This window comes from Bacillus sp. LH1 (genome assembly GCF_057924895.1).
Map to the genome: position 1 here is coordinate 4,658,810 of NZ_CM175007.1, position 26,580 is coordinate 4,685,389.

Sequence of the window (26,580 nt, forward strand, 5' to 3'; positions counted from 1 at the left end):
TAAGGTTAAGCATTGTTTTATTTCTATATTAATTATATCAAAAATAAACATAACTAAACAGACTTGTAATAAAAACCCATAAAAATTAATATATGGTTATACAGTGTTTTAACTGTATAATGATTTTAAGAATTCCCCTTAAAATCAACTCACTCACATACCTTTATACAGCAATTGTTCCCCAATTCTGTATATCAAAAAAACCTTTCATTCATTTGAAAGGTCTTTTTGAGCCTGCACATATTCTTCTTTCGTATTTACATTTATAAACCAATCCGCATTCGCTTGTACATCTTCTCCAGAAACATACTTCACATTACATTGTGATAAAAGCTGCCCCATACTTCTTTTTTCTTCCTGAAGTAAAGCATAAATCTTTTCTTTCACGCGGTTATGATACGCCGCAAGTAGCGGTTGTTTTCTTCCATTAATAATAGGTACAACCGCATCATATTCATTGTTCGTTTGCTCTAGTAAAATGGTAAACCATTCATGCGACACGTTTGGTGCATCGCAAGGCATAATAGCGTACCAATCTGCTTCTATGTATTCCATTCCTGATACAATGCCGGCCAGCGGTCCATTCCCTTTATAGTGCGGAATGTCTTCTATAACAGGTACTTGTACGAATTGCTCTACTCGCTCTTTTATATCAGTATGGCTAATTACTACAATGTCTTGCAAAGTATTTCCCATCACTTTCACAATATGCTCAACAAAAGTAGTTTCCTTCCAAATTGCTAACGCTTTCGGCTCACCGAATCTACTCGACATACCACCTGCTAATACAATTCCAGCATACTTACTCATTGGCGATGCAGCTCAAATGTAATATGACCTAATTCCGGTAAAATTAATTTATTCATCGCAAGGCGAACCGCTCCGCTAGACCCTGGCATCGAGAAGACTACTTTGCGCCCAATTGTACCACCAATCGCTCTACTTAACATTGCGCTGCTTCCGATATCTTCTAAATAACTAATCATACGGAACAGCTCACCAAATCCAACAATTTCTTTATCTAATAACGCTGATACTGCTTCAATTGTGACATCGCGTTTCGTAATACCAGTACCGCCATTTGTTAATACAACATCTACATCTTCCTTATGATAACCAGCTAACACTGCTTGCTGAATACTTTCTTTATCATCTTTTACAATTTCATAAGAAGTTACTTTATGTCCCGCTTCTTTTAACAATTCATGTAATAGTTGTCCGCTCTTATCTGTTTCTTCCGTACGTGTATCGGAAATCGTAACAATCTTGCAACGCACTTCTTTTGGAGCTTGTTTTTTATGTTCAGTTACACTCATTTTTTATCTTTCCTTTCTTAAAAACTTTTCTTCATTTTATCATACATATCTTTACACAATTATGTATGAAGCCAATAATGCGCCATGATACAATATAAGTATACTAACCCACAAAAAGGAAAGTGCCCTTTCTTATACTCCTAGACTACACATCTTTAGCTACTCTTTATATTTTCTACATAATAGAATTCAATTTTAAAACTTGTACTAAAAAATAAATCGGAGGTCTACCTATTATGGAACTATACAAAAAATTAACAACAACATTCATCCTCTTATTCGTCGCTTCCATCACTGTCGGTTTTTCTCTAAAAGGCGCAATTCCATACGCTACATTAGTAAGTATTATATTCGCAACGCTATTTTTACTAAGCAGTGCATTTTGCGCAGGTAAAGCACGTCAAATGAAAGGTTGATTACATATGTTCCAGAAGAAATCAATCCTTTGTAAATCATGTGAAAAGGAAATACAAAAGGAGGACTTACATTGTTTGAATCAAACCGTATCCAGTTACGAAAGTTTTCCGAAGATGATATTCTAACATATTATAAATGGCATAATGATATAGACGTTATGAGTTCAACTACTCTCACTCTTGATAAATATTCCCTTCAAGACACAGAAAAACTTTGCCAGCAATTTATTCATTCTTCGGACTCTAAGAGCTATATCATTGAAGAAAAATCTACGCATCTTTCAATTGGTATTACTTCTTTAATTCATATTGATTCGTATAATCGAAACGCTGAATGTATTATTGATATTGGTAACAAGGATTACTGGGGGCAAGGTTATGGGAAGGAAGCTTTCACCTTATTATTGGATTATGCATTTTTAGAATTAAATTTACATCGCCTTTCTTTACGAGTATTTTCTTTTAACGATAGAGCAATTAAATTATATAAATCACTCGGTTTTCAACATGAAGGAACTTGTAAAGAAGCTATATTCCGCAATGGCAATTGGCATGACATTGAACTCTTCGCTTTATTCCAACGTAATTATAAATAAAAAAAGCTTTGCGCTCACCGCGCAAAGCTTTTTTTCATATATTATAGACCAGCTTGCTCTTTTAAAGCTGCTGCTTTGTCTGTACGTTCCCATGATAGATCTACATCAGTACGTCCAAAGTGGCCGTAAGCTGCTGTTTGTTTGTAAATTGGGCGACGTAAGTCTAGCATTTTAATAATACCAGCTGGGCGAAGATCGAAGTTGTTACGAACTAGCTCTACTAGTACGTCTTCAGATACTTTACCAGTGCCGAATGTATCAACTGAAATTGATACTGGTTGTGCTACACCGATTGCGTATGCAAGTTGTACTTCTGCTTTTTCAGCAAGACCAGCTGCTACGATGTTTTTCGCAACATAACGAGCTGCATATGCTGCAGAACGGTCAACTTTCGTTGCATCTTTACCAGAGAATGCACCGCCACCGTGGCGAGCGTATCCACCGTAAGTATCAACGATGATTTTACGTCCTGTTAAACCAGCATCACCTTGTGGTCCACCAATTACGAAGCGGCCAGTTGGGTTAATGAAGAATTTCGTTTCTCCATCCATTAATTCTGCTGGTACTACAGCTTTAATTACGTGCTCTTTTAAGTCGCGATCGATTTCTTCCCATGTAACATCTGGGTGATGTTGTGTAGAAATTACGATAGTATCAACACGTACTGGTTTACCATTTTCATCATACTCAACTGTAACTTGCGTTTTTCCATCCGGACGTAAGTATGATAATGTATCATCTTTACGTACTTCAGTTAAACGGCGAGCTAATTTGTGAGCAAGCGAGATTGGAAGTGGCATTAACTCTTGTGTTTCATTACATGCGAAACCAAACATTAAACCTTGGTCTCCTGCACCAATTGCCTCAATCTCAGCGTCAGTCATTTGACCTTCGCGTGCTTCTAGCGCTTGGTCAACACCCATAGCGATGTCAGCAGATTGCTCATCGATAGATGTTAAAACTGCACAAGTTTCTGCATCGAATCCGTATTTTGCGCGTGTGTAACCAATGCCTTGAATTGTTTCACGAACGATTTTTGGAATATCTACGTAAGTAGAAGTCGTAATTTCCCCCGCTACCAATACTAAACCAGTTGTTACAGTTGTTTCACAAGCTACACGTGCATTTGCGTCTTTTGATAAGATCGCATCTAAAATTGAATCAGAAATTTGGTCACAAATTTTATCTGGATGTCCTTCAGTTACAGACTCAGATGTGAACAGATGACGTTTTTTTGTCATGTGGTAAACCTCCCTACAGTAATTGTATATATTGTACGGAACTCATCCTTAATTTGCCACAAACTGCGACATACATTTATTCTCCCACACAAGCATACAGAAAAACCTTTCCTACTTTACATAGAGGAAAGGTTTAATTTGCTACTTGCATACTGCTTTTTGCCCTTCGCTCTTATCGTTCGAGACCTGTAGCCTCGCACAGGTTTTAGCACCTATTCACCTGTATTTACCACTACAAGTGAGGTTGCTGGGCTTCATCGGGCCTGTCCCTCCGCCAGCTCGGGATAAGAGAGTATCCGTCCCAACCTATACTAAAGAAATGATATTCATTTGTCAATTAATATTCACATTTTCCTGAAAGTTTTTCTCAATACGCCTGAAATGAAATATTAATAGGGAAATAATGCATTCACACAAACAAAAAGAAATAAATAGTATACATTATTTATATAATTGTGTTATACTCTTGTTGGGGATTACGAGAAATATTTCATTAAATGAAAAGGATGGTATATAAATATGAGTACTGTGAATGTCCAAATTGGTTTACACGAATTATTGAACGGAAGCAATGCACAGATTCAACTAAGTGTTCCGCAATTAGTGGAAAAAGTATTAATGCGAAATGAAGGGAAATTAACTTCGACTGGTGCCGTTTCTGCTTCAACTGGAAAATATACAGGACGTTCTCCTAAAGATAAATTTATTGTGAAAGAAGCATCGGTTGCTGACAAAATTGCTTGGGGAGCTGTGAACCAACCGATTTCTGAAGAACATTTTAATAAATTATATACTAAAGTTTTAGAATACTTAAAAGAAAAAGAAGAGTTATTCGTCTTCAAAGGATTTGCAGGCGCTGACCGCAATTACCGCCTACCAATTCAAGTTATTAACGAATATGCATGGCACAATTTATTTGTACATCAATTATTCATTCGTCCAACTGAAGAAGAATTAACAACTCATGAATCAGAGTTCACAATTGTTTCTGCACCGAATTTCAAAGCTGATCCAGCTGTTGACGGTACAAACTCTGAAGCATTCATTATGGTTTCATTCGAAAAACGTATCGTACTAATTGGTGGTACAGAATACGCTGGAGAAATGAAAAAATCAATCTTCTCTATTATGAACTTCTTATTACCTGAACAAGATATTCTTTCTATGCATTGCTCTGCAAACGTAGGTGAAGAAGGCGACGTAGCACTATTCTTCGGTTTATCTGGAACAGGTAAAACAACATTATCTGCTGATCCAAACCGTAAACTAATCGGTGATGATGAGCACGGTTGGTCTGATAACGGTGTATTCAATATTGAAGGCGGTTGCTACGCGAAATGTGTAAACCTTTCTCACGAGAAAGAACCACAAATTTTCGATGCAATCACATTTGGATCTGTTTTAGAAAACGTTATCATTAATGACCAAACACGTATCGCCGACTACAACGATACTACTTTAACAGAAAATACTCGTGCTGCATACCCTATGCATGCGATCGACAATATCGTACTGCCAAGTGTTGCTGGACACCCAAATACAATTATTTTCTTAACTGCTGATGCATCTGGCGTATTGCCTCCAATCAGTAAGTTATCAAAAGAGCAAGCTATGTATCATTTCTTAAGTGGTTACACTAGTAAACTAGCAGGAACAGAGCGCGGCGTTACATCTCCGCAAGCAACATTCTCAACTTGCTTCGGTTCACCATTCTTACCACTTGATGCATCTCGCTATGCTGAAATGCTTGGTGAAAAAATCGAGAAACACGATGCGAAAGTATTCTTAGTAAACACTGGCTGGACTGGTGGCGAATACGGCGTTGGTAAACGTATGAACTTAGGTTACACTCGTGCAATGATTCAAGCAGCATTAAACGGTGAACTTGCGAAAACTGAAACAGCTAAACATGACATCTTCGGTCTTGAAGTTCCACTTCACGTACCAGGTGTACCTGACGAAGTGTTAATGCCTGAACAAACTTGGGCTGATAAAGCTGCTTACAAAGCAAAAGCAATCGAACTTGCAAATGAATTCAAAGCTAACTTCAAAAAGTTCGACAGCGTATCTGAAGACATTATTAACTTAGGCGGTCCAATCGCTTAAATTAAAACTTTCTGTTGGAATAACCCTTTACTCATATGAATAAGTGTCGTGTAACCGTAAAGTTTCGCGTACTCACCGACAAAACCCAATGCGGCTTAACGGTTACACACACTTACATAAAAAAGAAGCTTACGTGAAAACGTAAGCTTCTTTCTATATCTTATATAAAGTGAAACGCTAATCTCTTCATCTGTGACCTAGATTATAAAATTACAGCTTCGAATATATACATTATATCCCTACTCACTACATCTCTCGGGTTTCACATCGTATGGGGCTAAAAAAGGCCCTGACCGCTTCTATTCGTGACTGGATCATCTATTCCATCTAAAAAGAAGTCTTTTATCTTTTTAGCTCTTTGTTAGTTCTTTCTCATCTTTCATGCTATAGTAACCTAAATTCACAACGATTAAGAAATACCCACCCATAATCCCTACTGCAAACGCCCACATAACCATGTGGTGCTCAATTTCGTACATAATAATAGCACCCAAAATGGCAGCTGCAAAACGGTTAAACATACCAAGTGTCGGTGCTTTCGTCTTCTTTACAATACTATCTCCAAGCTTCTCAATTCTTCTGCCTAAAAGCCAAACGCAATACATACTTACAATAAGCCCAATTCCAGCGCCTAAAAAGTGTGCTGAAAACGGTGTTAACATCCAACCTAGTAACAAAATACCTAGTATATAATACGATTGGATTTTAAATGATCTTAGTGACATACTAATCATGCTGTACCTCTCTTCATTCGTTCTTATCTATCCAACAAAAAATTTCTTTCAAATTCATATTCCTTACATTCATTTCATTCAAATTAAAAACAACATAAACATACTGTTTATGTTGTTTAAATGTTTTTAGAAAATAATATTATACAAGATTTCAAACATCATATTCTCATATTTTGTGACGGTTTTTCAAACTTTTTTCGTCCATTTATGAAAAAAATGATATCAATCTATGAACATACGGATATGATGTAATAAGCACACAAATAAAGGGGGCGTCTAATGATTTATTTTTTAATGGCTCTCATTCACCTCATTATCCCTGCACTTATTGGACTTTCATTGTATTGGTACACGAAAAATCATAGCATTTTTTACGCTGTCCTCGGTGTTCTTCTTCCAGGTATTATTCTTATTACACTCTTCCGTATTCCATTTTTAAACTTAATTCCACTTATTACTGCTATCTTGTTTCTCATCTTCTTACCAAAAATAAAAAAATAGGAAAGCAGATCATAGGTGATCTGTTTTCCTATTTTGATATAGGTTCCCCTGCAATAGAATGAACTTTTACTTTCTCCGATTTCACAAACCATAGACCGACAAAAATGATAATTCCACCGATGATCTGTTGAAACGATACATATTCATTTGCCCAGACAGCTGCAAATAAAACAGCTACAAGCGGCGTTATATACATATATACCATCGTATGTGACGCCCCAATTTTTTGAACACCAACATACCACATTACTAAACCGAATACTGTTACAAAGAAAATAGAATATAGTAAAGCAAATAGTGTCATTCCGTGAGTAATGTGAAATGGCATGACAAACACATGTGGACCACTTAACAATAATAGCGGAATCGCACCCACTAATGCAGACCATGCAGTAACACGTAATGCTGAATATTTTTTAATTAATGGTCCTGCTAAAACAGGATAAAGCCCCCAGCATATTGATGTAATAAGTCCAATTCCATTGCCATAAAAAGAACTAGTAAGTGAATGTCCTGCTACTAAAACTAAGGCTGCACCAACAAAGGCAGTCATAGAACCGATTAACTTTCGAGAAGAAAACTTTTCTTGTTTCAAGAAAATCGCAAATGCAGTTGTAAAAATAGGTGAAATAGAAATGAGTAAAGAGGCATTTGTAGCGGATGTATATTTGACAGTTTCCATAAATAACGTTTGATACAGTACAATACCTACAACGCTAACGATAATTAATCTAGGTATATCCGTTCGCTCCATATAAACCGACTTTTCAATACAAAAGGTAAGGAGTAACAGAAGCGGTGCCGCCGCCATCATACGAAGTGCAGTAAACTCAATTGCTGTAAATTCTAAAAGTCCATACTTCGCAATTGTATAGTTAATCCCCCAAATAATAACAACACTTAAAATTAATAACTCAATTCCCCATCTTCTCATGCGTATCCCCTCCGCAAAGAAGATTATACAGAAAATTCAATCACATGTACATTTCATTATGTGAAAAAATCTTTTTATTATATGAAACGTTTTGGTAAATGAAATTATATCGGCGATTTTCTGAATATATCGGCGCAACTCCATTTATATCGGCGATTTCCCAAATATATCAGCGCAACTCCATTTATATCGGCGATTTCCCAAATATATCAGCGCAACTCCATTTATATCAGCGATTTTTTCAATATATCGACTTATCGACAATAATAGCGACTTATAAAATAAAAAAAGTGAGTCCAAAATACATTTTGGACTCACTCTTCCTTTACTATACTCGAACGTGTAATTTCATATTTGGATTATAAAACTGGCTTGGGCTCTTCAACTGAAAAGTTCCTCCACCTTCATGCCAATCAACCGTTAACTTATCGTCCATAAATACAAGCTTTGTACGATCAGCGATAAAATTCATTGTGCTTGATTCAATATCCACATCGCGCTCATCTTTCTCTGCTACAGCTACTAAATCGATGATTCCGCTCATAACACAACCGCAACCTTCATTATCATAAAATAACTTTATATATTTCGCTTCACTTGGAATCGTATCCATAATCTTTTTATATGCTGCTTCTGTTACAGTAACGTACATATGTTAATCTTCATCCTCTCTTCTCTTATCATTCATATATTGTATCACCATTTTTCTTAAAAGTTATATACAGAAAATTAAGACTAATATACAATGTATGTGATAAAGTTTCAGCAATCGAGCTTTTATGAGTAGTTCATGCAGGAGAAAGGATGTTTACTATCTGTGTTCAAACTACAACGATATCCCATGTTATTAGGTGTATTTAGTAGTTTCTTCATTTCTAGCGGAATGCTATTACAGCATGTACTTCCCTATTCTCCTTCTATTAGCTGGATTCTAGGTTTTATTTGTTTCCTATCCGCTTCTTATTTTGCTACGAAGAATACAAACAACTCATAAAGCAAGAATCATCTTAAGGAGGATTATCAAACATGCCAGCCTTAAAAAAAATAGAGCAATCACTCGATCACTTATTCCAAATTGAAAAATACGGAAAAGATAGTGCCTTTAGTCGATTTATCCCAGCCGTATATGATCCTATCAAATTTCCTTGGCAACAATTTTTCGAAGCAAATTTTGTAGATTTATTTAACGGCCTTATGATGCACGGATCTGAAAATGTAAACAAAGTATTTTTAGCTGTATTCCCTACAGATGACGTTCTTGAAACATTCATTTCACAATCCACACCCGGTGATTTACTCTTTATGCACCATCCCCTTGTAATGGAGTGCGGTGATCCGCTTGGAAGATCAGGCCGCGGTTTCATACCAATTCCTGAAAAATATTTGCAAGGAATGAAAGAAAAACAACTTTCTATATATACATGTCACGTACCAATGGATTTTCATCAAACAAATGGAACGAGTATTTCAATTGCAAAAGCATTAAACGCTACTGTAGTGGACGACTTTGCATATGGAGGTCCAGAACAAGAACCAGTTGGCCTTATTTGTGAAATAGATGAAACATCAACAGAAGCACTCCAAAAACATCTAAAACAACTCTTCCAGATTCCTTACACAGACTTCGAAGGTAAACGGCATGATTCCATCAAAAAAATCGCAATTATCGCTGGATGTGGCGATGTTGTATCTTTAATGAAGGAAGCAGAAGAAAAAGGTGCTGAAGCATATATTACAGGAGAAATCCATTGCCATATCGACAATGATTACGGCAGACATAAATACTCGCTCATTATGGATTATGTAAAAGAAACGAATATGTCTCTAATTGGTGTGTCACACTCTGCCTCTGAATATTTAGTGAAAGAGACATTGATGTATGATTGGTTTAAAGAGAATTTTGATGTGGATGTTATTTTACTTCCTCAGGAAAAATGGTGGCTCTAACACTACTTAATTCTCCTCCCGCTATCTTTTGAAATCTAGACACAAAAGACGATCTGCCACACAAAATTATAGAATTCATAATATATATATATTAGTTCTATTTTAAAAACTAGATTTTGAAAATATAGAAAGGAGAACATATATGTACCCACGTAATTTTTTTAGTTGCGATGGCAGACGCAACAGCGGTTCTAACGGAAATACTGGACCCACGGGGAACACCGGACCTACGGGGAACACCGGACCCACGGGGAACACCGGACCCACGGGGAACACCGGACCCACGGGGAACACCGGACCTACGGGTAATGCTGGACCTTCCGGAGCTGGTTTCCAAAGTACTACCACCTTTAGTCTAGCAGCGGCTCCCAACTATAAAAAAGGACAAGTTGTCACTTATACGGGCAGTGGCTATGTTGTAAAAAAAGATGCACCTCAAGGGTTTCCTAATATATCTCCAGATTATATCGTATTAGTAGAAAGTGGACCTACCGGTAGTACCGGGCCTACCGGCATCACTGGGCCTACGGGGAACACTGGACCTACGGGCATTACTGGACCTACGGGATCTGCCGATAGTGCTTCAGCAAAAAGTATTGTTTTTCAAGGAACAAATGCTGGTTTTCAACGTATAGCGGGTTCTCCTGGAATTGACTCCAATGTTATTCCATATGTCACTGCTGGAGCCGGTAGTATTGTCGGCTTTTCTGCGTCTATAAATATAAATAATTTACCTGCTGCTATTTATACGATTAATATTTGCAGAAATGTCCCAACAAACCTCACAACCCCTTCTTCTAGCTACATCCTATCTACTATTACCTTAACTACTACTGACAAAATTACCGGAACTATGGTATTTTCCATTAAACCAACGGATAGCGGAGCAGGACAAATTCAAGTATTTAATCCTACTCCGGCAGTAGGTCCCGCTACTGTAACTTGGACTAGTATTACAACTGGAAACCCAGTTGCAAGAGGAGATGCTATATCCCTTTATATTACCCCTGGAATTACTGCAAGTGCTGTATATTCTATTTTTCTAATTACCGATATATAGCAATTCATTTCATAAAAAAAGACCCGAGATTCGGGTCAACAAATAGAAATATAAATGAACTACAACAAATAACAGACAAAGCCATTATATATTTTTCATAGTAAAACATCCATTATTTTCTTTTTACACTATCAATATATTATTTTTCGTTATCGTCCTCTTTTTTAGAACGTCTACCTAAGAAGAACACAAAAACATCACTTCCAAATAAGTGATGTTTTTTGTAGTTAATGCAGTGGTAACATAACTTCAACCGTCGTTCCAACCCCAACTTCACTTTCAAAACTTATTTTACCGTTGTGGTCTTTAATAATTTTTTCTGTAACTACTAAACCTAGACCAGTTCCTGTTTCTTTCGTTGTATAAAAGGCTTCATTTAACTTTGGAATTTTATCTTTCGGAATGCCGCATCCCTCATCTTTCACTTGAACGATGATTCCATCTTTTACAGTAACTTTAATCGTAATTGTTCCGCCAACTGACATTGCTTCAATTGCATTTTTGATTAAATTAAAAAAGACCTGTTTTAATCGTTTTTCATCACATGTAATTGATGGTAAGTCTTTACTGTAAATACCTTGTATGTAAACTCCTTGTTTTAAAGCAGGCTTTTCCATAACTCGAATAACATAAGAGATAATTTCTTGTATGTTATGAGTTTCTGATTCTAGTGATTTAGATTTCTCAAATCCACTAAGTTCTGTAGCAATTATATGAATCCGATCTACTTCTTGTTTCATAATATCACTATAAATTTTATCCTCTGGATGCTTGTCTGCTTGTTTATTCACAAGTTTTTTTAAGTTTGCTAAAGGTCTTCTAATCTTATAACCAATAACCGTTGCCATCTTTCCAACAGCTGCTAGTTTTTCTGTCTGTTTTATTTCTTTGTCCATCATCTCAAGCGTACGAACGTAAGACTGAACCCTTAAAAATATAATCCAACATATGATAGTAAATACGCTATATAATGCCATTGGGATTAAAACGAGAGAAGATTGAATAATGATTCCTGTAAGAGCATACTTTCCGATAAGTATCGCTGGAACTAACCAGAAATATCTTTTATTCACAAAGATTGGTGCAAACAAAATAAAAAATCCTTCTACTATATTTCCACCGTCAAATTCTGCATCGCTACCATAATAAATCATAATGTTATGGATACAATCTAATACATTATAGCCAATTAGAATAATATACTTTACCGCAAAAGCATTCTTCCATTTCATAAAGTATATTCCAATGCAAAACAATACCACCATCAAAAAGTAAAGCCATAAACCTAAACCATCTTCAAACTCTCCTACACCTTCTTGCTCTCCACCGATTAACGGTACGATAAATTCATAGGCAAGATCATATACGAAAAATATAATAAAAAATAAACTTAAAAATGCTTTCAGCGCCTTTATTTCTTCATTTTTAAATATATAGCCTTTATTCATATGGTAACTCCTAGCTTTTCTTCCACTTGGATTTCAGTATTTCCACACTTCCTTGGGAGAATGATGTCTATTCTCGTTCCAGTATCTTTTTCACTTGAAATATGCAACTCACCAAGGTGCTCGGCGACAATTCGATTCGCTACCGTCAGTCCCAGACCAATTTTATCTTGTTTCGTTGTATAAAAGGCCTCTGTAACACGGGGTAAGTTTTCTTGCTTAATACCATGACCATTATCGATCACACTGATCATTACATATTCTTTCCCTTTATTTTCTAATTGTAAATGTAATATACCACCTTGTCCCATTGCCTCTAAAGCATTTTTTATCGTATATAAAAAGACTCCTCTTATTTTTCGTTCATCACATTCAACTTCTATTGTTTTTTCTTCCACATTAGAAATAAACTGAATGTTTAATTCATCTATTTTTTCACGAAGACTTGTTATTACTTGTAATACAATTTTTCCTACATCATGTTTCTTATAAATAGAAGGTTTGCATGTAGCAACTTCCATTAACTCACTTATCATATTATTCATATTTTCTATTTCAAAAATCATACGTTTATAAATAGGATCCTCTTCATGCTTCTCTCGTTGTAATTGCGTAAATCCTTTTAATGAAGCAAGTGGATTTTTAATTTCATGTCCAACCGTCGCTGCCATTTTTCCGATTACTGCTAATTTCTGTGATTCACTAGCAATCGCAATACTTTCCTTTACAGCTGAAAGATATTGTAAAAATCGGTTTAAAATGATATATGCAGCTATTAACATAAGTGTATACATAATAAGGAACATAAATGCTTTTACTTCCTCTAATACAAATAAATAAATTAAATATTTTCCTACAATAGAGGAAAGTAACAACACATAGAATTTTTTATTTAAAAATATAGGTACAAAGAAAATGAGAATAATTTCTATTATATTTGTCGCATCAAACGCCGCCTTATTATAAAAAACATACGAAAATATATTAGCGAGTTCTATCCCTATGTATGCAAATATCCATGCATATTTAACAAGATTTGCCTTCTCTTTTTTCATTAAATATATATTCACGCACAGTATTGCTACTCCGCAAATAACTTGCCATATTATATTGTATCCCTTATCCATTATTGATTTATCTTCTAATACGATTGCATAGAAAATTTGATATACAATAACAATGACATATAACACCCATAAAAGGATTTTTGCATTTCTTTCTTCTTCTTTATATGATAGAAAACTTTCTTTCACTTCAACACCCCTTCAAAATAATATCTCGAAGAATACCATTTATTATAATAAATGATTTTCATAGACAAACAAAGATAAATCGAACATTTGAGGAAAATCATGCCAACTACGCAATATCTTCATGCTATATACAAGCATAAAAAACATAAACAATAATACGTATATTATGGGAGGTGTTTTTTATGGATGGCAAAAAAAATAAAAAGACCGAACAACTCCAATCTTTCATGCGTGAAAATGAAGGAAAGGAGATGACAACAAATACAGGTATTAAAATTTCAAACGATGAAAACTCTTGAACTGCCAGTGATCGTTTCAGAACGATTAGGCATAGTGCAGGGAACGCCAAATGGACAGTGGGAAGTAAATGATACTTTCTTAACAGGCTCACCACTCCTTTATGATGGATTACTTCTTATCGGCGGAGAGATGGATGATCATTTTCTTAACAAAGCAAGTTCATTTGTCGTAGAATCATATAATCACTTTAAGCCGATTGGCTCCTTCCAAAACGGCTCTTCTATTATTCAATCTTTAAATATCGAAGGAAAGCCTGGTGTTCTAATAGAACAAGACCCTACGAGGCTAGCAAATGAATTTATTAAAGCTATGACAAAACAACGCTTTTGGGATAGAGCATATTCATAAAACAGGGGGAAATTTATGTTTGTTACTGTCGAGAAAGATGTGCATATTTTTGTGCAAGACGTTAATCCTGGTCCAGGTAGTAAGACTGTTTTCTTCGTTCACGGATGGCCTTTAAATCATCAAATGTATCAATATCAACTCAATGTTTTACCAGAGCATGGCTTTCGCTGTATCGCCATGGATATACGAGGGAATGGGCAATCTGATAAGCCATGGACTGGTTACACGTATGATCGATTAGCCGATGATATCGCAATTGTTCTGGAAGCACTTCAAGTAGAGAACGCTACATTAGTCGGTTTCTCAGTTGGTGGTGCTCTTTCTATTCGCTATATGTCTCGCTATAATGGGCGCCGCATTTCTAAGCTCGCATTAATTGACGCTGTCTCCCCCTCTTTCATTAAAAATCAAGAGTCCCCTTACGGTGTACCGAAAGAACAAGCAGATGCTCTCATTAATCAAATGTATGCTAATTTACCAAAATTTTTAAATGATGTATCTTTATCCTTTTTTAATAGAAACTTAGGGGCTGCAACCCTTGAATGGTTTTCTTATCTCGGTATGCAGTCCGCTTCTTATGCCCTTATAAAAATTTTACAAGCAGCTGCAAATGAAGATGTAACGAAAGATTTAAATAAAATTAACGTCCCAACAAAAATCTTCCACGGCGTTCACGACCAACTAATTCCTTACAAAAGTGCCGAGCTTACGCAACAACGAATTAAAAATTCTCAGTTACATGCTCTTACAAATAGTGGTCATGGTTCACCAATCGATCAAGCGGATGAATTAAATAAAGAACTGATAAAATTTTTACATGCATAACAACTGCAATACAAGAACGAAAGTTAATACAATCGATTTTTCACAAAACATAAAATTCACATATTTCTCACAAATACACAAATAAAACGATTACATTTTCATATATACTAAATGTACAGGTAATACTCCCTAAACCCAGCTTGTCTGGTTACCCCGTTAAATACTATGAAAAAAGAACTTGTATCGTTATACAAGTTCTTTTTGTTTCTTTTATTTAAAGAGGATATCTTTACTATATTGATTTCCAACGAGTAAATCATATTGAAGCATTTTATATTGCTCTAACATTTCTTTTTGTTTCTTTGTTAAATCATTGATTACTTCTCCATTTTTATCAACTTTTAATTCATCTCTAAGCACTGGTATTTCCTTGTAAAGTTCCGATAAAAATTGATAAAATAAGGATTTATTTAATCCTGCATAATCAAAAATAAGATTAGAAAAATGAATTGGGCTTACTAAACCTAAATTATCATTTGGCATATCAAAGTTTGCATACATTAATAGCGGTGTTTGCGCCATGGCTAAACGTTCATTCGGTGTTTTTTCATTCGTTATATACCCATTTTCTTTATAAAAAGATTTATTTGTTCCTAATGATGGAAGATGATCTCCAAAGAATACTAATAATGTAGGTCTATCAAAATTATCTAGTTGCTCTATTAAATATTGAAGAGCCTCATCTGAACGTCTTAATCCTTCTGTATACGTCTCTAATTCTCCCTTTGAGTCTTCATTTTCTAGACCGCTAATTTCGATTAGGTTTTCACCAAATCGGCCCTCTGTAAATGGAAAATGATTTTGCATCGTAACTGCATGAATAAATGTAGGTTGTTTTTGTTTCTCTAACTCAGCAATTATCTCTTTACTCATCGCTAAATCACTAATATAATCTCCATCAATATCCACATTTTCCATCGTGTCCTCTGCATTAAACTTATCAAACCCTAACACCTTATATACATCATCACGTTTAAAGAATGTGCGACCAAATGAATGAATTGCACTTGTATAATAACCTTCTTTTTTCAACGCCGTAGGGATTGATGGAATTTCTTTCTTATTTGTAATAACCTGCTGATATGGTATAGAACCTGGCTTTAACAAACTCATTGAATAACTTGTTAATGCCTCAAATTCAACGTTCGCCGTATTTCCCCCAAATGTAGGAGAAATAGTTTGTCCACCAGGAAAGTTTTCTATATAATGATGTAAATTTGGTACAGGATCTTCACTAAAAGAAAGGTTAGTTACTTTCGTCGGATCCCAAAACGATTCACTCATTACAAAAATAATATTCGGTTTCTCTTTTTTCTTTTGGCTCCCTATATTTCCACTATATTGTTTTTTTATATCGTTTGCTATTTGAAGCATATTTTCTTTAGAATAATTTTTTGGTTTTTCCATAACTGTTGTATCTAAATTGCTAATAAACCCAAGTACAAAACCATTTGAAGCATAGTTCTCATTTTGATTCCACAAAACAAAATCTACACCTGATTTTTGAAATACTTTATTCATAAATGTATTCGCAAAATTACCGTACGCATATAGAACAAAAATAGATCCTACTACTAATAAGGCTCTTATTCCTAGATGAATCTTTACATTTTGAATATACCTTCTCATATATATCCCTGCTACAATACAAGCTACGATACTTAAGATAATGACAAAAATATAACTCCAACTAAAATAGTCCATCACCATCGGTATAACAGATTGCATATGCGTAATTTGTGTAAAATCAGAAGGATATAACGGATCACCTCTGAAAATAAGCTTCAAATAATTCACAATACATAAAATGACTAACGTACAGCTCGTTAAAACCATACTTAGAAAAACCTTACCTATTAAATTATATACAAGAATATATATTGCATAAATTACTACAAAACTTAATATAAACTGCATATTATAAAAGTAAATCCAATTCATTGCCTCTATGAAACTCATATTAACTTGCATGACAATATAAAATAACGCTACTGTATGAGCTAGCAAAAATAATATAAAATGCACTCGTAGGGATGCTCTAAGTATAGACATCTCTTTTTTATTGAAATGCGTAATATAAAACGTTATGCCCCATATGAAAATCATCATAACACTTAAAACAAGCTTTTGATTTAAATGATCTTTCATCATGTCTAAATTGAAAACCTTTAAAATCATAAACAGCATAGTTATTACTAATAAAGTCACCATACTACTTATAATGCTAGAAATTAATATATTTCTTTTTGGAAGATGAAAAAGTGTAGAACCATACTTCAATTCATTCCCTCGTTTCTATGTCTTAATTTCCCCCGCATCGAAAGAACTATTTCTATTAAAATAACATATATTACATATTTCGTCTGCATACTTGTTTCTATCATAAATGTATTGTCTTAATATTCCCTTAATCAACAGTTAAATTGTGGCATACAAATTACTCATTCTTGAAAAACTTAATTTCAGCATTCCACTTTATGATATAATAACTATGTTTTGGAAATCCTTAATACTATTAAAGATTTCACATAAAAATACGAAAGAATTAATAAAAAAGGAGTTGCTCATTTTTGCTTACTAAGTTTAAGAGTTTGCCTAAAGCGGTATATGTAATTTTGGCGCTTTCTTTCCTGTTGCACGTTTTTTGTTTAGTAAAACAGCCAGGATTAGATGGAGAGTTAGTCAAAGTAACATATGGTGCAAATGATGCCTTTAACTATTCGTTAACAGCTGAACAACTATTAAAACATGGTGTATTTGGTTATGTGTATTTAGAACCTAGTGAAGTTCCAGGAAAAAATGCATATATTACACCAGGTCAGCCATTACTATTAGCTGGCGCTATGATTATTTCTGATATTACATCAATTCCTTACTATTACGTAGCAACTGTTATTAACATGATCATGAACCTTTGCACAGTGCTATTAGTATTCTTAATAGGAAAAGAATTGTTCGAAAAAAACATTTATGGAATTGTTGCAAGTATTTTATATGCTATTTATCCAAGTAACTATACATACTTCCGTACATTGCTAACAGAAGTTCCATCCATATTCTTATTGGCGTTATGTGTATATGTATTTGTTCTCGCATGGAAATACAATAAAGTGAAATTCCATATATGGTTTGGAATTGTCGTTTCAATTTTACTTATGTTCCGTCCAAATCCAGCTCCAATGATGCTCATTCCTGTTCTTGTTGTGTTATTTACATATGGATTTAAAGACTCCATTCGAATCGGATTGTTATGGTTTATCGGACCTTTCTTTATTATTGGCGCATGGGTTGTTCGTAACTACTTAGCACTCAACCAATTTATTTTATTCTCAACCCAAGGTGCAGATCCACTAATTGCCGGTGCAGATCCATTTAATAAAATTGGATATGAAAATATAGTAAATGAAATGAGAGCTAAAGGCTTAGATGACAAAGGTGCATACGCAAAAGAATTAATCAAGAACGGATTTAAGACGGACTTCACTTATTGGTTCTCTTGGTTCACTGTCGGTAAAACAATTGAATTATTCAAAACAGCTCCTGCTGTAGACCAATACCGTATTCACAACTTTATGCAACTATGTCATAGAGTGTTTATCATCGGTACATTCTTGAGCAGCTTCTGCTTCATGCTAAATTCATTTAAACATAAACGCGTTATGATGCTAGTAGCAAGTTCTATTATTTACATTATCTTCTCAAACTTATTCTTAGCAATTAATCGCTATGGATTTTTCATTAATCCTCTTATGTGCTTAATTCTTGCATACGGATTAATTCACATTGTGCAGAAACTTCCATTCTTTCGCACTAACCAAGCATAATAAGAAAGAGGTCGTCCACCGTTGGACGACCTCTTTCTTATTCCCTACACTTTACACACGGCCAATTTGTCCATTCTGTAATTACACTTTAATTCCGTATGTATGTGTTTCTGTATTTGTCAAAATATCTTTCACAACACTACTCACTGTTTTATGTATAAATGCAAGTTTTTTACAACTATTACTATAACGAAAAGAACCCGCCACAAGACAGGTTCTTTTCGTTATTTTATGATAAAAGAGAAGATGATTAGCATGTGTATTATATAAAAGGAAGCAGCCATATTTTCCATACGATACATACGAGTACTGTAACTACAAAATCAAAAAAAATCTAATCTCGGGCCTTTTTTCATATTCATATGTAGCCACATATGAAATCATTTTATTTTTGTATATTTATGGATGTTTTTCTTTGCAAATTGGTAAATAAGCATTTGCATGATAAAAAATCCGGCCACAAAAATAAATAATAAGATGAGAAATCCAATCACAAAATTCCTCCTATTTTTGTAGCGTTTTTTCTACTATCCGATTTTTCAAAACCCACTCTTCAAACTGGGCACTTCCAAATTCCCAGCTAAGATCGCGAGCATGTACAGAAAAAACGTAATGACCAGCATATTCGTCCATAAATCTCCCTAACTCTACATCGTCTTTCTGAATACCGTATACTCCAAAATTAAAATACACATCCCATACGTCTTCATTCTTTCTCTTATAAGCAATCGATTCCATATCACATTCTGTCCCGAAATAATCAAGATGTAAATGTACGCTATCATCGTATTCGTACTCCATTTTATCACCCCTTATATTTGTACTTCTTTACCACCAAAAAAATTCCTGCTATCTACACTCACATATGGGCGATTACCTACATATCATGCTTGTAGAGTGACTTCTAGGAGGTGTTATATAGTGAAAAAATTAATCGCGATTTTTTGCATCATGTTACTAGCTGTTTTTACTTTTGCTGCTTGTAGTAGTAAAAAAGAAGGTACGAAAGAACAAACTCAAAACATTCGCGTCGGCGAAGTTACCCATTCTCTCTTCTATGCCCCATTATATGTTGGGGTTGAAAAAGGATTTTTTAAAGATGAAGGACTAAATATTGACCTACAAACAACAGCTGGTGGCGATAAAACGATGACCGCCCTATTATCTGGCGGAATTGATATTGCTCTCGTCGGTTCTGAAACGTCTATTTACGTTCATCAACAAGGAGCGAAAGACCCTGTCATTAACTTTGCACAGCTTACACAAACAGATGGGACATTTTTAGTTTCACGTAAAAAACTAGACTCTTTTAATTGGAATGACGTAAAAGGTGTTACATTTTTAGGACAGCGTAAAGGCGGCATGCCGCAAATGGTTGGGGAATACGTTTTAAAGAAAAATGGCATTGATCCTCGTAAAGATACGAACTTAATTCAAAATATCGAGTTTGCTAATATTGCAAATGCCTTCGCATCTGGTACTGGAGAGTTTGTCCAGCTCTTTGAACCGACTGCAAGCATATTCGAAAAAGAAGGTAAAGGTTATATCGTCGCTTCATTCGGAAATGAATCTGGTACTGTTCCTTATACAACATTCATGGCAAAAGAAAGTTTCTTAAAGAAAGATAAAGCTGCTGCTGAAAAGTTCACACGTGCGCTCTATAAAGCACAGCAATGGGTTGATACACATAGTCCAGAAGAGATTGCTGATGCTGTTTCCCCGCTATTTAAAGACACTTCAAAAGACATTACAGTAAAAGTAATTGAACGGTATAAAAAGCAACATTCTTATGCGACAAATCCACTACTAGATGCGGAAGAATGGAAACAGCTCCAAACGATTATGAAAGACGCTGGTGAATTACAAAAAGAAGTCCCACATGAAGCGCTCGTCAATACAAAAATTGCCGAAAGCGTTATTAAGAAATAGAGGCGAAGTGTATGAGTTTTTTACAAATACGTAACGTTTCTCACTGCTTTTTTGCAAAAGAGAATGCCAAACTTATTCTTGAAGATATGAGCTTACAAGTGGAAGAAGGCGAATTTATTTCTATACTCGGCCCAAGTGGTTGCGGTAAAACAACGCTCCTCTCAATCATTGCTGGGTTACTTGATCCAATTGATGGTATTGTCTTTTTAGATGGTGAACCAATTACAACGAAAACATCATCTATGGGATATATGTTGCAGCAAGATTACTTATTCCCGTGGAAAACGATTGAAGAAAATATTATGCTTGGACTTCATATTCGAAGGATTTATGATGAACAAATGAAAGAACATACTTTAAATCTTTTAAAGCAAGTCGGTCTACATGGGGTAGAAAGACAATATCCTCGTGAACTATCCGGCGGTATGCGTCAACGTGCTGCTCTCGTTCGAACGTTAGCAACTGATCCGAAAATTTTATTACTAGATGAACCATTCTCCGCACTCGATTATCAAACGAAATTAAAACTAGAAGAACTCGTTTTCAACTTACTAAATAAATATAAGAAAACATCACTACTTGTTACTCACGATATTGAAGAGGCGATTGCGATGAGTGATCGTATTTATTTACTTCAAGCGAATCCTGGAAAAATCGCGAAAACCTTTATCGTCCCGGAAAGTATCCGTTCTTTATCACCGTTAGAAGCACGCCATCACTACGATTTCCCAGCCCTCTTTCAAGATATATGGAAGGAGCTGGAACGACTTGGATAATATAAAACAACTACATGAACAATTTCGAAAGAAAGAACGCAGGCGTGCTTGGATTGCTCGCTCACTACAGCTTTTACTACTTATTCTTTTCTTTGCACTATGGGAAATAGCTAGCAAAAAAGAATGGATTGATCCTTTACTCTTTAGCTCTCCTTCGAGTATTTGGGATCTCTTCTTAACGAAATGGATCGACGGTTCACTTTGGGTCCACATATGGACGACATTGCTGGAAACAGGAGTAGGCTTCATTCTCGGAACGGTACTCGGTGCTATTATTGCCACGTTTCTTTGGTGGATGCCACTTCTAGCCCGCGTACTTGATCCTTACCTCGTCGTCCTAAATGCAATGCCAAAAGTTGCACTCGGTCCAATCATCATCGTTATTTTCGGTCCAAACATTTCATCTTCTATCGCAATGGGAGTAATCATTTCCATCATCATTACCATTCTCGTTATTTACAGTGCATTTCAAGAAGTCGATTCTAACTATATAAAAGTGATGGACACATTTGGCGCAAATAAATGGCAATGTTATAAGCAAGTCGTTCTCCCTGCATCCTTTCCAGCAATTATCTCAACGTTAAAAGTAAATGTTGGTTTATCCTGGGTTGGTGTTATTTTCGGAGAACTTCTCGTTTCCAAACAAGGACTTGGCTACTTAATTAGCTACGGATTCCAAGTCTTTAACTTCACACTCGTCTTACTTAGCGTACTACTCACATGTGTTCTTGCAACTCTTATGTATGTATTTGTTGAGGCATTTGAAAAAATTCTAATTGGAAAAAGAAAAAGAAGCTGACTCAAAACAGTGCGCTATAGTCAGCTTCTTTCTTTTACCTTTTATCACACATTTTCGTTTCATTTGTAATGTTTCCATCCGCAACCGTAACTGTATGGAAACAGTCTTTCACACGTACTGTAACGACATTATCTTTTCGATCTATCACATGATAATCATTAAACTTTTCATTCAAAGCACTACGAATTTGCTCCCCTTCAAAAATCGGAAAACCGTGAGACATTACCCAAATGAGACCAGCAACAGCAAGAATCGTTTTCATACGTTTCATTACCTCCTCGAGAGTAAACTTATAGTCCCTACAACACGCGCATTATAATTGTGTCTAAATTGTGACATTTTTATACTAATTCTCTTTTGTGCCTCCAGTTCCTTCTTCTTTTTGATAAAAATACAGAATTTTCAATTTTATCAACATAAGAAAAAACGCAAAGAATTAAAAATTCTTCACGCTTTTCTTTAACGAAACTATATCGAAAGCATAACTCACATTAGTCTCCACTTTGTTGTTCTATCGTTTTCGAAACATCATATAATCCTGACAGCACTTCCGCTCTCATTTTTACAAGCTCAGGGAACTGATAGAAGAAAGCAATTTTCTTATATTTTAACTCTGTTCCTTCTTTCACTTTTTTTGAATCTTGTAAAATGAACGCTGTAAATGTATCTGCGATATCTTCCGTTACATTTGTTGTTCCATATAGCGATACAAAATCATCATGCTTTTCTTTATAAAATTCAATTTGTGCCTCTTCACTTTCTTCTACTTTCTTTTCTGTCCACTCTTGCTCAATTGGTTTCCAAAATTCATTATAAAATTGGTTAATATACGAACTTTTTCTCACACATCCATTTTTCACGAACACCGTTTTACATTTATTTCGATATGATGAAATGTCTTTCTCTTCATCAAACGCCTCTAAATACTTTCTATCCACTGGTACTTGTTTATGTCCAATCGTTAATAGGTGAGCCGTTTCATGAATTAATGTTTTCATCACTTCATCTATATTCACCCCAGAATCAAGCACGTCTAAACTAAGCACCCAATCTCTCGGGTCATCTATACTTGGCATGACATGGGCAACAACGCCATCATAACCATCCGTTATTAGACCAAATCCTGTTATATTCTCACGATATTTCACTGGGACGAGAGTGCGATACATGTCCCATAAAGTTTCATGATACTCTCTATCTTGTCGCTGACTTAACAAATCATCTTTTGCTACTTCGTCATCTGCAAAAACTTTATTCAATCTCTTACGATCCAATCTCTCAAAATAAGGATCTACAATTTCATCATCATCGATATAATAAGAAGCTAAAAAGAAGTAATTGTCATCCTCTTCTTTTTTCTGTTCCGCCTCTTTCATATTCATACTTTCATACTCTTCTATGTCATAATCCTCTACTTTTTCAAGTTCTGAAAGTTCCTCTATCTTTTTATATACTTTTTGTAATGTTTTATCTCCTATTTGCGTGCACTCTTCTTCTGTTTTACAAATTTCTTTTTCTTTCGTAACCTCGATAGCACTATCGCATCCTGCAACTAAACTGCTTGCTATAATACAACACACTAACTTGCCATACAGTTTCTTCATACAATCCCCCATTATTCCATTCTACAAAATATCATAATCATTTTTTTGCGAATATGCGATAATTAATTATAAAAACTCCAAGGAGGCTTCTCATGATTCGTGCAATCTTATTCGACTTAGATGGAACACTATTAGATCGGCGCCAATCTTTAGAACAATTTATTTATGAGCAATATAATCGCTTCTCCTCACATTTGATGAGTATAGAGAAATCAGAGTATTGTTCTCGATTTCTTGAACTCGATAATAATGGCTATACGTGGAAGGATAAAGTATATGCTACTCTCCTTTCCGAATACAACATTACTACTTTAACGCAAGAGCAACTACTACACGACTATATTACAAACTTCCAACATCATTGTATTCCTTTCAAAAACACGCATGAACTACTTCAACAGTTAAAACAGTGAAACATTAAAATTGGTATTATCACAAACGGTTTTACTGAATTTCAGATGAGCAACCTTCGAGCACTACATATACATACGTATACAAACACCATTCTCGTTTCAGAAGCTGAAGGAATTAAAAAACCTCATCCTGAAATTTTCGAACGTGCTTTGCAAAGACTAGATGTGAAGGCAGAAGAATGTCTTTATATTGGAGATCATCCAGAAAACGATGTGCTTGGTTCTGAACAAGTAGGGATTCTTGGTGTTTGGAAAAAAGATTCGTTTTGGGGTGATTTTAAGCATTCACGTATCGTAGATGATTTGTTGGAGGTGCTTTCGTTTTTAGAGGTGGAGGTGGAGATAAAAATACAATAATAGTAATTAAATTATATCAACAATTTTCACAATATATTGATTTACCGACAAAAAATAATAAGAGGAGGCAGTTGTTCAAAAACGCCTCCTCTTATTATTCATATACTGTAAACTGCGGTTTACTCGGATGATCTTTTACTAGCGCATCATCTGGAAACTTTGAAACTTTTTGATATACGGCAATGTCGCCGATACACCCTGCTGTTAGTAGAATTCCTAAAAATGAGAGTGGCTCCAGATTCATAGCTAATCCCAATACAATTGGCAAAATTCCAGTTGGTAAAAACGGAAGCATTAACACTTTCTTCATTTGCTTTACTGTAACCGCCTGTTTAGAATGAGCATATGCAACACCTAATTTCCAATTAACGCCCCATTTTAGTTCACTCCACGGAACACCTCCGATATAGCGAAAGCCAATTAAATGTATCGCTTCATGAATACAAACGAGAACAATCATTGCGATAATAAAAAGAAACATCGTTAATAATGTAACTTCGACTTGAACCCCACCTGAAAGAAATATATGCAAATAACCAATTCCAACCGACAAAGCAATTATTATAAAAAATAAAGAAAAGTTTAATTTAACCATCGAAACAGTAACAGTCGTTTCTTTTCTTTTATCCATCTTCCCCCTCCTAAAATGTAAATATATCTTTACAAAATTGTATAATATCCCCAAAATAATGTAAAGATATGTTTACATTTATTCTTACATACAAAAAAAAACCGGCTACTTTACTTTGTAAAACAGCCGATTTCTTCTATATGTTTCATCGTACGCGCTAATACGTCATCGCGCATTATAAAGCTAAATTTTCTATTCGTTTTAATGTTGTCAGGAATGTCTTTTAATAAAACAGACCCTTTCGTTTCTTCGTAATGCGTATGTTCTTCTACCGCACTAATTGTTGCAAAATAAATGTTTTTAATGATTATTTTGTCTTTTCCAGATACTTTGTATTGTCCTAAGTAAGTTAAATCAGAAACTATGCCGCCGGTTTCTTCATGAACCTCTCGAACTGCCGCTTCTTCCGGTGTTTCCCCTAGTTCTACTTTACCACCTGGAAATTCAAGACCGCGACGTAAATGATGCGTTAATAACCATTGATCCCCGTACCGGCATACAACCCAAACATGCTTTGGCTCAGGAGAAAATGGATAACGTTCAAACGATAATTGTACAGTGTTGTGGTAATAATCTTTAAATTTGTACATGCCATTACTCCCCTATTGATGGTTACAAGTTTTTCCTACCACAAATTGTAGCATATTCTCGCTTTTCTGCATAATATTATCCAATTACAATCCATTGATTATTCCCATTTGTGCGACTAATTCTTTCGTCTCATGATTTCCTAAATCGTAAATCATTTTATATGCTTTTTGTAGTTGTTCATCATATCGGTCATTATTTGAATCGTGATGATACTCAACAAATGGAACGTGGGAGCGTACAAATGACCCTAAATCTTCTACATATGCTTGATCAAAGTGCTCTCTTAATTCCGTAATTTCCTCATCATTTGCGGAAATCTCAAAATTATACGTATCCGCCGTCTTCACTTGTGAAATTTGACCGTTTCCTATTGATATATAATATGTTTTTTTCGTCTCCATGTAACACCCTTCTTTCATCCTTTTATTTTCTATTGTTTTCATCAATTACAAAATTATGTAAAATAAAGAAAAGGAGGGATTTTATGTTCAAAATATTAATTATCGGTATTATCATCGTCCTAATCATCCTCGTACTCTCCGTCATGACAATTAATAAAGGCTATGCTTATAAACATTCCGTCGATAAACTAGAAGACAATCCTTATACAAAAAAGAATAAGGAGAATTCCTAA

28 protein-coding genes, 4 pseudogenes and 1 riboswitch are annotated in these 26,580 nt (G+C 35.0%); of the genes and pseudogenes, 15 read left to right on the plus strand and 17 right to left on the minus strand.

The features are described 5' to 3' along the window. Positions 1-207 precede the first annotated feature (207 nt). Together ACX9TM_RS24100 and ACX9TM_RS24105 are read right to left on the minus strand one after the other, a co-directional pair. Complete coding sequence (locus ACX9TM_RS24100) at positions 208-810, minus strand: molybdenum cofactor guanylyltransferase (RefSeq protein WP_000049593.1); 603 nt, start codon at positions 808-810, stop codon at positions 208-210. Beyond that, positions 807-1,316 (minus strand): MogA/MoaB family molybdenum cofactor biosynthesis protein, encoded by a 510-nt coding sequence (locus ACX9TM_RS24105; RefSeq protein ID WP_000117124.1) that lies wholly within the window; start codon positions 1,314-1,316, stop codon positions 807-809. Before ACX9TM_RS24105 ends, ACX9TM_RS24100 begins: the two co-directional genes overlap by 4 nt. Positions 1,317-1,552: 236 nt before the next feature. Between ACX9TM_RS24105 and ACX9TM_RS24110 the strand changes: the two genes are divergently transcribed. Continuing rightward, a complete protein-coding gene (locus tag ACX9TM_RS24110; RefSeq protein ID WP_000424805.1) occupies positions 1,553-1,732 on the plus strand; it encodes a hypothetical protein in 180 nt (59 codons plus the stop codon). A 71-nt stretch (positions 1,733-1,803) separates the two neighbouring features. Further along, positions 1,804-2,328, plus strand: a complete 525-nt coding sequence (locus ACX9TM_RS24115; RefSeq protein ID WP_000464126.1) for a GNAT family N-acetyltransferase — start codon at positions 1,804-1,806, stop codon at positions 2,326-2,328. Positions 2,329-2,369: 41 nt separating this feature from the next. Here ACX9TM_RS24115 and metK read toward each other — a convergent pair whose 3' ends face one another. Then, the gene (metK, locus tag ACX9TM_RS24120; protein ID WP_000163123.1) at positions 2,370-3,569 is read right to left on the minus strand and encodes a methionine adenosyltransferase; all 1,200 of its coding nucleotides are present in this window, start codon (positions 3,567-3,569) and stop codon (positions 2,370-2,372) included. 169 nt (positions 3,570-3,738) lie between these two features. Then, a riboswitch (SAM riboswitch) is annotated at positions 3,739-3,860 on the minus strand. Positions 3,861-4,088: 228 nt separating this feature from the next. Between metK and pckA the strand changes: the two genes are divergently transcribed. Beyond that, positions 4,089-5,675 carry a phosphoenolpyruvate carboxykinase (ATP) gene (pckA, locus tag ACX9TM_RS24125; RefSeq protein ID WP_000108802.1) on the plus strand — a complete coding sequence of 529 codons (1,587 nt, stop codon included), beginning with the start codon at positions 4,089-4,091 and terminating at the stop codon, positions 5,673-5,675. 350 nt (positions 5,676-6,025) lie between these two features. On the opposite strand, the gene ACX9TM_RS24130 is transcribed toward pckA, so the two are convergent. Continuing rightward, a complete protein-coding gene (locus ACX9TM_RS24130; RefSeq protein WP_000624926.1) occupies positions 6,026-6,409 on the minus strand; it encodes an ATP synthase subunit I in 384 nt (127 codons plus the stop codon). A gap of 279 nt (positions 6,410-6,688) precedes the next feature. Here ACX9TM_RS24130 and ACX9TM_RS24135 point away from each other — a divergent pair, with 279 nt between their 5' ends. Beyond that, the gene (locus tag ACX9TM_RS24135) at positions 6,689-6,910 is read left to right on the plus strand and encodes a hypothetical protein (RefSeq protein WP_000639042.1); all 222 of its coding nucleotides are present in this window, start codon (positions 6,689-6,691) and stop codon (positions 6,908-6,910) included. A 28-nt stretch (positions 6,911-6,938) separates the two neighbouring features. Here ACX9TM_RS24135 and ACX9TM_RS24140 read toward each other — a convergent pair whose 3' ends face one another. Both ACX9TM_RS24140 and ACX9TM_RS24145 read right to left on the minus strand, forming a co-directional pair. Next, positions 6,939-7,844 carry a DMT family transporter gene (locus ACX9TM_RS24140; RefSeq protein ID WP_001255411.1) on the minus strand — a complete coding sequence of 302 codons (906 nt, stop codon included), beginning with the start codon at positions 7,842-7,844 and terminating at the stop codon, positions 6,939-6,941. Positions 7,845-8,172: 328 nt separating this feature from the next. After that, complete coding sequence (locus tag ACX9TM_RS24145) at positions 8,173-8,496, minus strand: iron-sulfur cluster biosynthesis family protein (RefSeq protein WP_000289570.1); 324 nt, start codon at positions 8,494-8,496, stop codon at positions 8,173-8,175. A 374-nt stretch (positions 8,497-8,870) separates the two neighbouring features. On the opposite strand from ACX9TM_RS24145, the gene ACX9TM_RS24150 reads away from it, so the two are divergent. Both ACX9TM_RS24150 and ACX9TM_RS24155 read left to right on the plus strand, forming a co-directional pair. Then, positions 8,871-9,791 (plus strand): Nif3-like dinuclear metal center hexameric protein, encoded by a 921-nt coding sequence (locus ACX9TM_RS24150; RefSeq protein WP_050279545.1) that lies wholly within the window; start codon positions 8,871-8,873, stop codon positions 9,789-9,791. A 142-nt stretch (positions 9,792-9,933) separates the two neighbouring features. Then, positions 9,934-10,851: a collagen-like domain-containing protein gene (locus tag ACX9TM_RS24155; RefSeq protein WP_050279546.1), complete on the plus strand. Its 918-nt coding sequence runs from the start codon at positions 9,934-9,936 to the stop codon at positions 10,849-10,851. 227 nt (positions 10,852-11,078) lie between these two features. Here ACX9TM_RS24155 and ACX9TM_RS24160 read toward each other — a convergent pair whose 3' ends face one another. Next, positions 11,079-12,299 carry an ATP-binding protein gene (locus tag ACX9TM_RS24160; protein WP_001032628.1) on the minus strand — a complete coding sequence of 407 codons (1,221 nt, stop codon included), beginning with the start codon at positions 12,297-12,299 and terminating at the stop codon, positions 11,079-11,081. Continuing rightward, positions 12,296-13,549: an ATP-binding protein gene (locus tag ACX9TM_RS24165; protein ID WP_000664892.1), complete on the minus strand. Its 1,254-nt coding sequence runs from the start codon at positions 13,547-13,549 to the stop codon at positions 12,296-12,298. Before ACX9TM_RS24165 ends, ACX9TM_RS24160 begins: the two co-directional genes overlap by 4 nt. 182 nt (positions 13,550-13,731) lie before the next feature. Here ACX9TM_RS24165 and ACX9TM_RS24170 point away from each other — a divergent pair, with 182 nt between their 5' ends. The 3 genes and pseudogenes from ACX9TM_RS24170 (at position 13,732) to ACX9TM_RS24180 (ending at position 15,022) form a co-directional block, all read left to right on the plus strand. Further along, positions 13,732-13,848, plus strand: coding sequence for a hypothetical protein (locus ACX9TM_RS24170; protein ID WP_002182974.1), 117 nt, complete (start codon positions 13,732-13,734; stop codon positions 13,846-13,848). Between the two features lie 4 nt (positions 13,849-13,852). After that, positions 13,853-14,197: pseudogene (locus ACX9TM_RS24175) on the plus strand (catalase); the annotation flags it as partial. Between the two features lie 15 nt (positions 14,198-14,212). Continuing rightward, complete coding sequence (locus ACX9TM_RS24180; RefSeq protein ID WP_000498276.1) at positions 14,213-15,022, plus strand: alpha/beta fold hydrolase; 810 nt, start codon at positions 14,213-14,215, stop codon at positions 15,020-15,022. Positions 15,023-15,232: 210 nt separating this feature from the next. Here ACX9TM_RS24180 and ACX9TM_RS24185 read toward each other — a convergent pair whose 3' ends face one another. Beyond that, positions 15,233-17,302, minus strand: a complete 2,070-nt coding sequence (locus ACX9TM_RS24185; RefSeq protein WP_000873627.1) for an LTA synthase family protein — start codon at positions 17,300-17,302, stop codon at positions 15,233-15,235. A gap of 290 nt (positions 17,303-17,592) precedes the next feature. On the opposite strand from ACX9TM_RS24185, the gene ACX9TM_RS24190 reads away from it, so the two are divergent. Continuing rightward, positions 17,593-18,846 carry a glycosyltransferase family 39 protein gene (locus ACX9TM_RS24190; protein WP_000956221.1) on the plus strand — a complete coding sequence of 418 codons (1,254 nt, stop codon included), beginning with the start codon at positions 17,593-17,595 and terminating at the stop codon, positions 18,844-18,846. Positions 18,847-18,927: 81 nt separating this feature from the next. Here the strand turns inward: ACX9TM_RS24190 and ACX9TM_RS24195 are convergent. The 3 genes and pseudogenes from ACX9TM_RS24195 to ACX9TM_RS24205 all read right to left on the minus strand — a co-directional run. Continuing rightward, a pseudogene (locus ACX9TM_RS24195) lies at positions 18,928-18,999 on the minus strand (DUF2196 domain-containing protein); the annotation flags it as partial. A gap of 109 nt (positions 19,000-19,108) precedes the next feature. Further along, a pseudogene (locus tag ACX9TM_RS24200) lies at positions 19,109-19,340 on the minus strand (hypothetical protein). 10 nt (positions 19,341-19,350) lie between these two features. Next, on the minus strand, positions 19,351-19,647 hold the full coding sequence (locus tag ACX9TM_RS24205) for a DUF3986 family protein (RefSeq protein ID WP_000455579.1): 297 nt from the start codon (positions 19,645-19,647) through the stop codon (positions 19,351-19,353). A 120-nt stretch (positions 19,648-19,767) separates the two neighbouring features. Between ACX9TM_RS24205 and ACX9TM_RS24210 the strand changes: the two genes are divergently transcribed. The 3 genes from ACX9TM_RS24210 to ACX9TM_RS24220 are packed head-to-tail and all read left to right on the plus strand — an operon-like array spanning position 19,768 to position 22,350. After that, positions 19,768-20,775 carry an ABC transporter substrate-binding protein gene (locus ACX9TM_RS24210; protein ID WP_000733145.1) on the plus strand — a complete coding sequence of 336 codons (1,008 nt, stop codon included), beginning with the start codon at positions 19,768-19,770 and terminating at the stop codon, positions 20,773-20,775. A gap of 11 nt (positions 20,776-20,786) precedes the next feature. After that, positions 20,787-21,551 carry an ABC transporter ATP-binding protein gene (locus ACX9TM_RS24215; RefSeq protein ID WP_000009036.1) on the plus strand — a complete coding sequence of 255 codons (765 nt, stop codon included), beginning with the start codon at positions 20,787-20,789 and terminating at the stop codon, positions 21,549-21,551. Further along, positions 21,544-22,350: an ABC transporter permease gene (locus ACX9TM_RS24220; RefSeq protein WP_000368771.1), complete on the plus strand. Its 807-nt coding sequence runs from the start codon at positions 21,544-21,546 to the stop codon at positions 22,348-22,350. Before ACX9TM_RS24215 ends, ACX9TM_RS24220 begins: the two co-directional genes overlap by 8 nt. A 34-nt stretch (positions 22,351-22,384) precedes the next feature. Here the strand turns inward: ACX9TM_RS24220 and ACX9TM_RS24225 are convergent, their stop codons facing one another. Both ACX9TM_RS24225 and ACX9TM_RS24230 read right to left on the minus strand, forming a co-directional pair. Next, on the minus strand, positions 22,385-22,612 hold the full coding sequence (locus ACX9TM_RS24225; RefSeq protein ID WP_000849112.1) for a hypothetical protein: 228 nt from the start codon (positions 22,610-22,612) through the stop codon (positions 22,385-22,387). A 229-nt stretch (positions 22,613-22,841) separates the two neighbouring features. After that, entirely contained in the window at positions 22,842-23,954 is a 1,113-nt protein-coding gene (locus ACX9TM_RS24230; RefSeq protein ID WP_063220437.1) for a hypothetical protein, read from the minus strand. Positions 23,955-24,046: 92 nt separating this feature from the next. On the opposite strand from ACX9TM_RS24230, the pseudogene ACX9TM_RS24235 reads away from it, so the two are divergent. Next, positions 24,047-24,724: pseudogene (locus ACX9TM_RS24235) on the plus strand (HAD family hydrolase). A gap of 94 nt (positions 24,725-24,818) precedes the next feature. Here the strand turns inward: ACX9TM_RS24235 and ACX9TM_RS24240 are convergent. The 3 genes from ACX9TM_RS24240 to ACX9TM_RS24250 form a co-directional block, all read right to left on the minus strand. Further along, the gene (locus ACX9TM_RS24240; protein ID WP_000361294.1) at positions 24,819-25,355 is read right to left on the minus strand and encodes a DUF3267 domain-containing protein; all 537 of its coding nucleotides are present in this window, start codon (positions 25,353-25,355) and stop codon (positions 24,819-24,821) included. Positions 25,356-25,465: 110 nt separating this feature from the next. Then, entirely contained in the window at positions 25,466-25,945 is a 480-nt protein-coding gene (gene mutTA, locus ACX9TM_RS24245; protein ID WP_000276385.1) for an antimutator 8-oxo-(dGTP/GTP)ase, read from the minus strand. Positions 25,946-26,029: 84 nt separating this feature from the next. Beyond that, on the minus strand, positions 26,030-26,347 hold the full coding sequence (locus ACX9TM_RS24250) for a hypothetical protein (protein ID WP_000448409.1): 318 nt from the start codon (positions 26,345-26,347) through the stop codon (positions 26,030-26,032). 83 nt (positions 26,348-26,430) lie between these two features. Between ACX9TM_RS24250 and ytzI the strand changes: the two genes are divergently transcribed. After that, complete coding sequence (gene ytzI, locus ACX9TM_RS24255; protein ID WP_000472794.1) at positions 26,431-26,580, plus strand: YtzI protein; 150 nt, start codon at positions 26,431-26,433, stop codon at positions 26,578-26,580.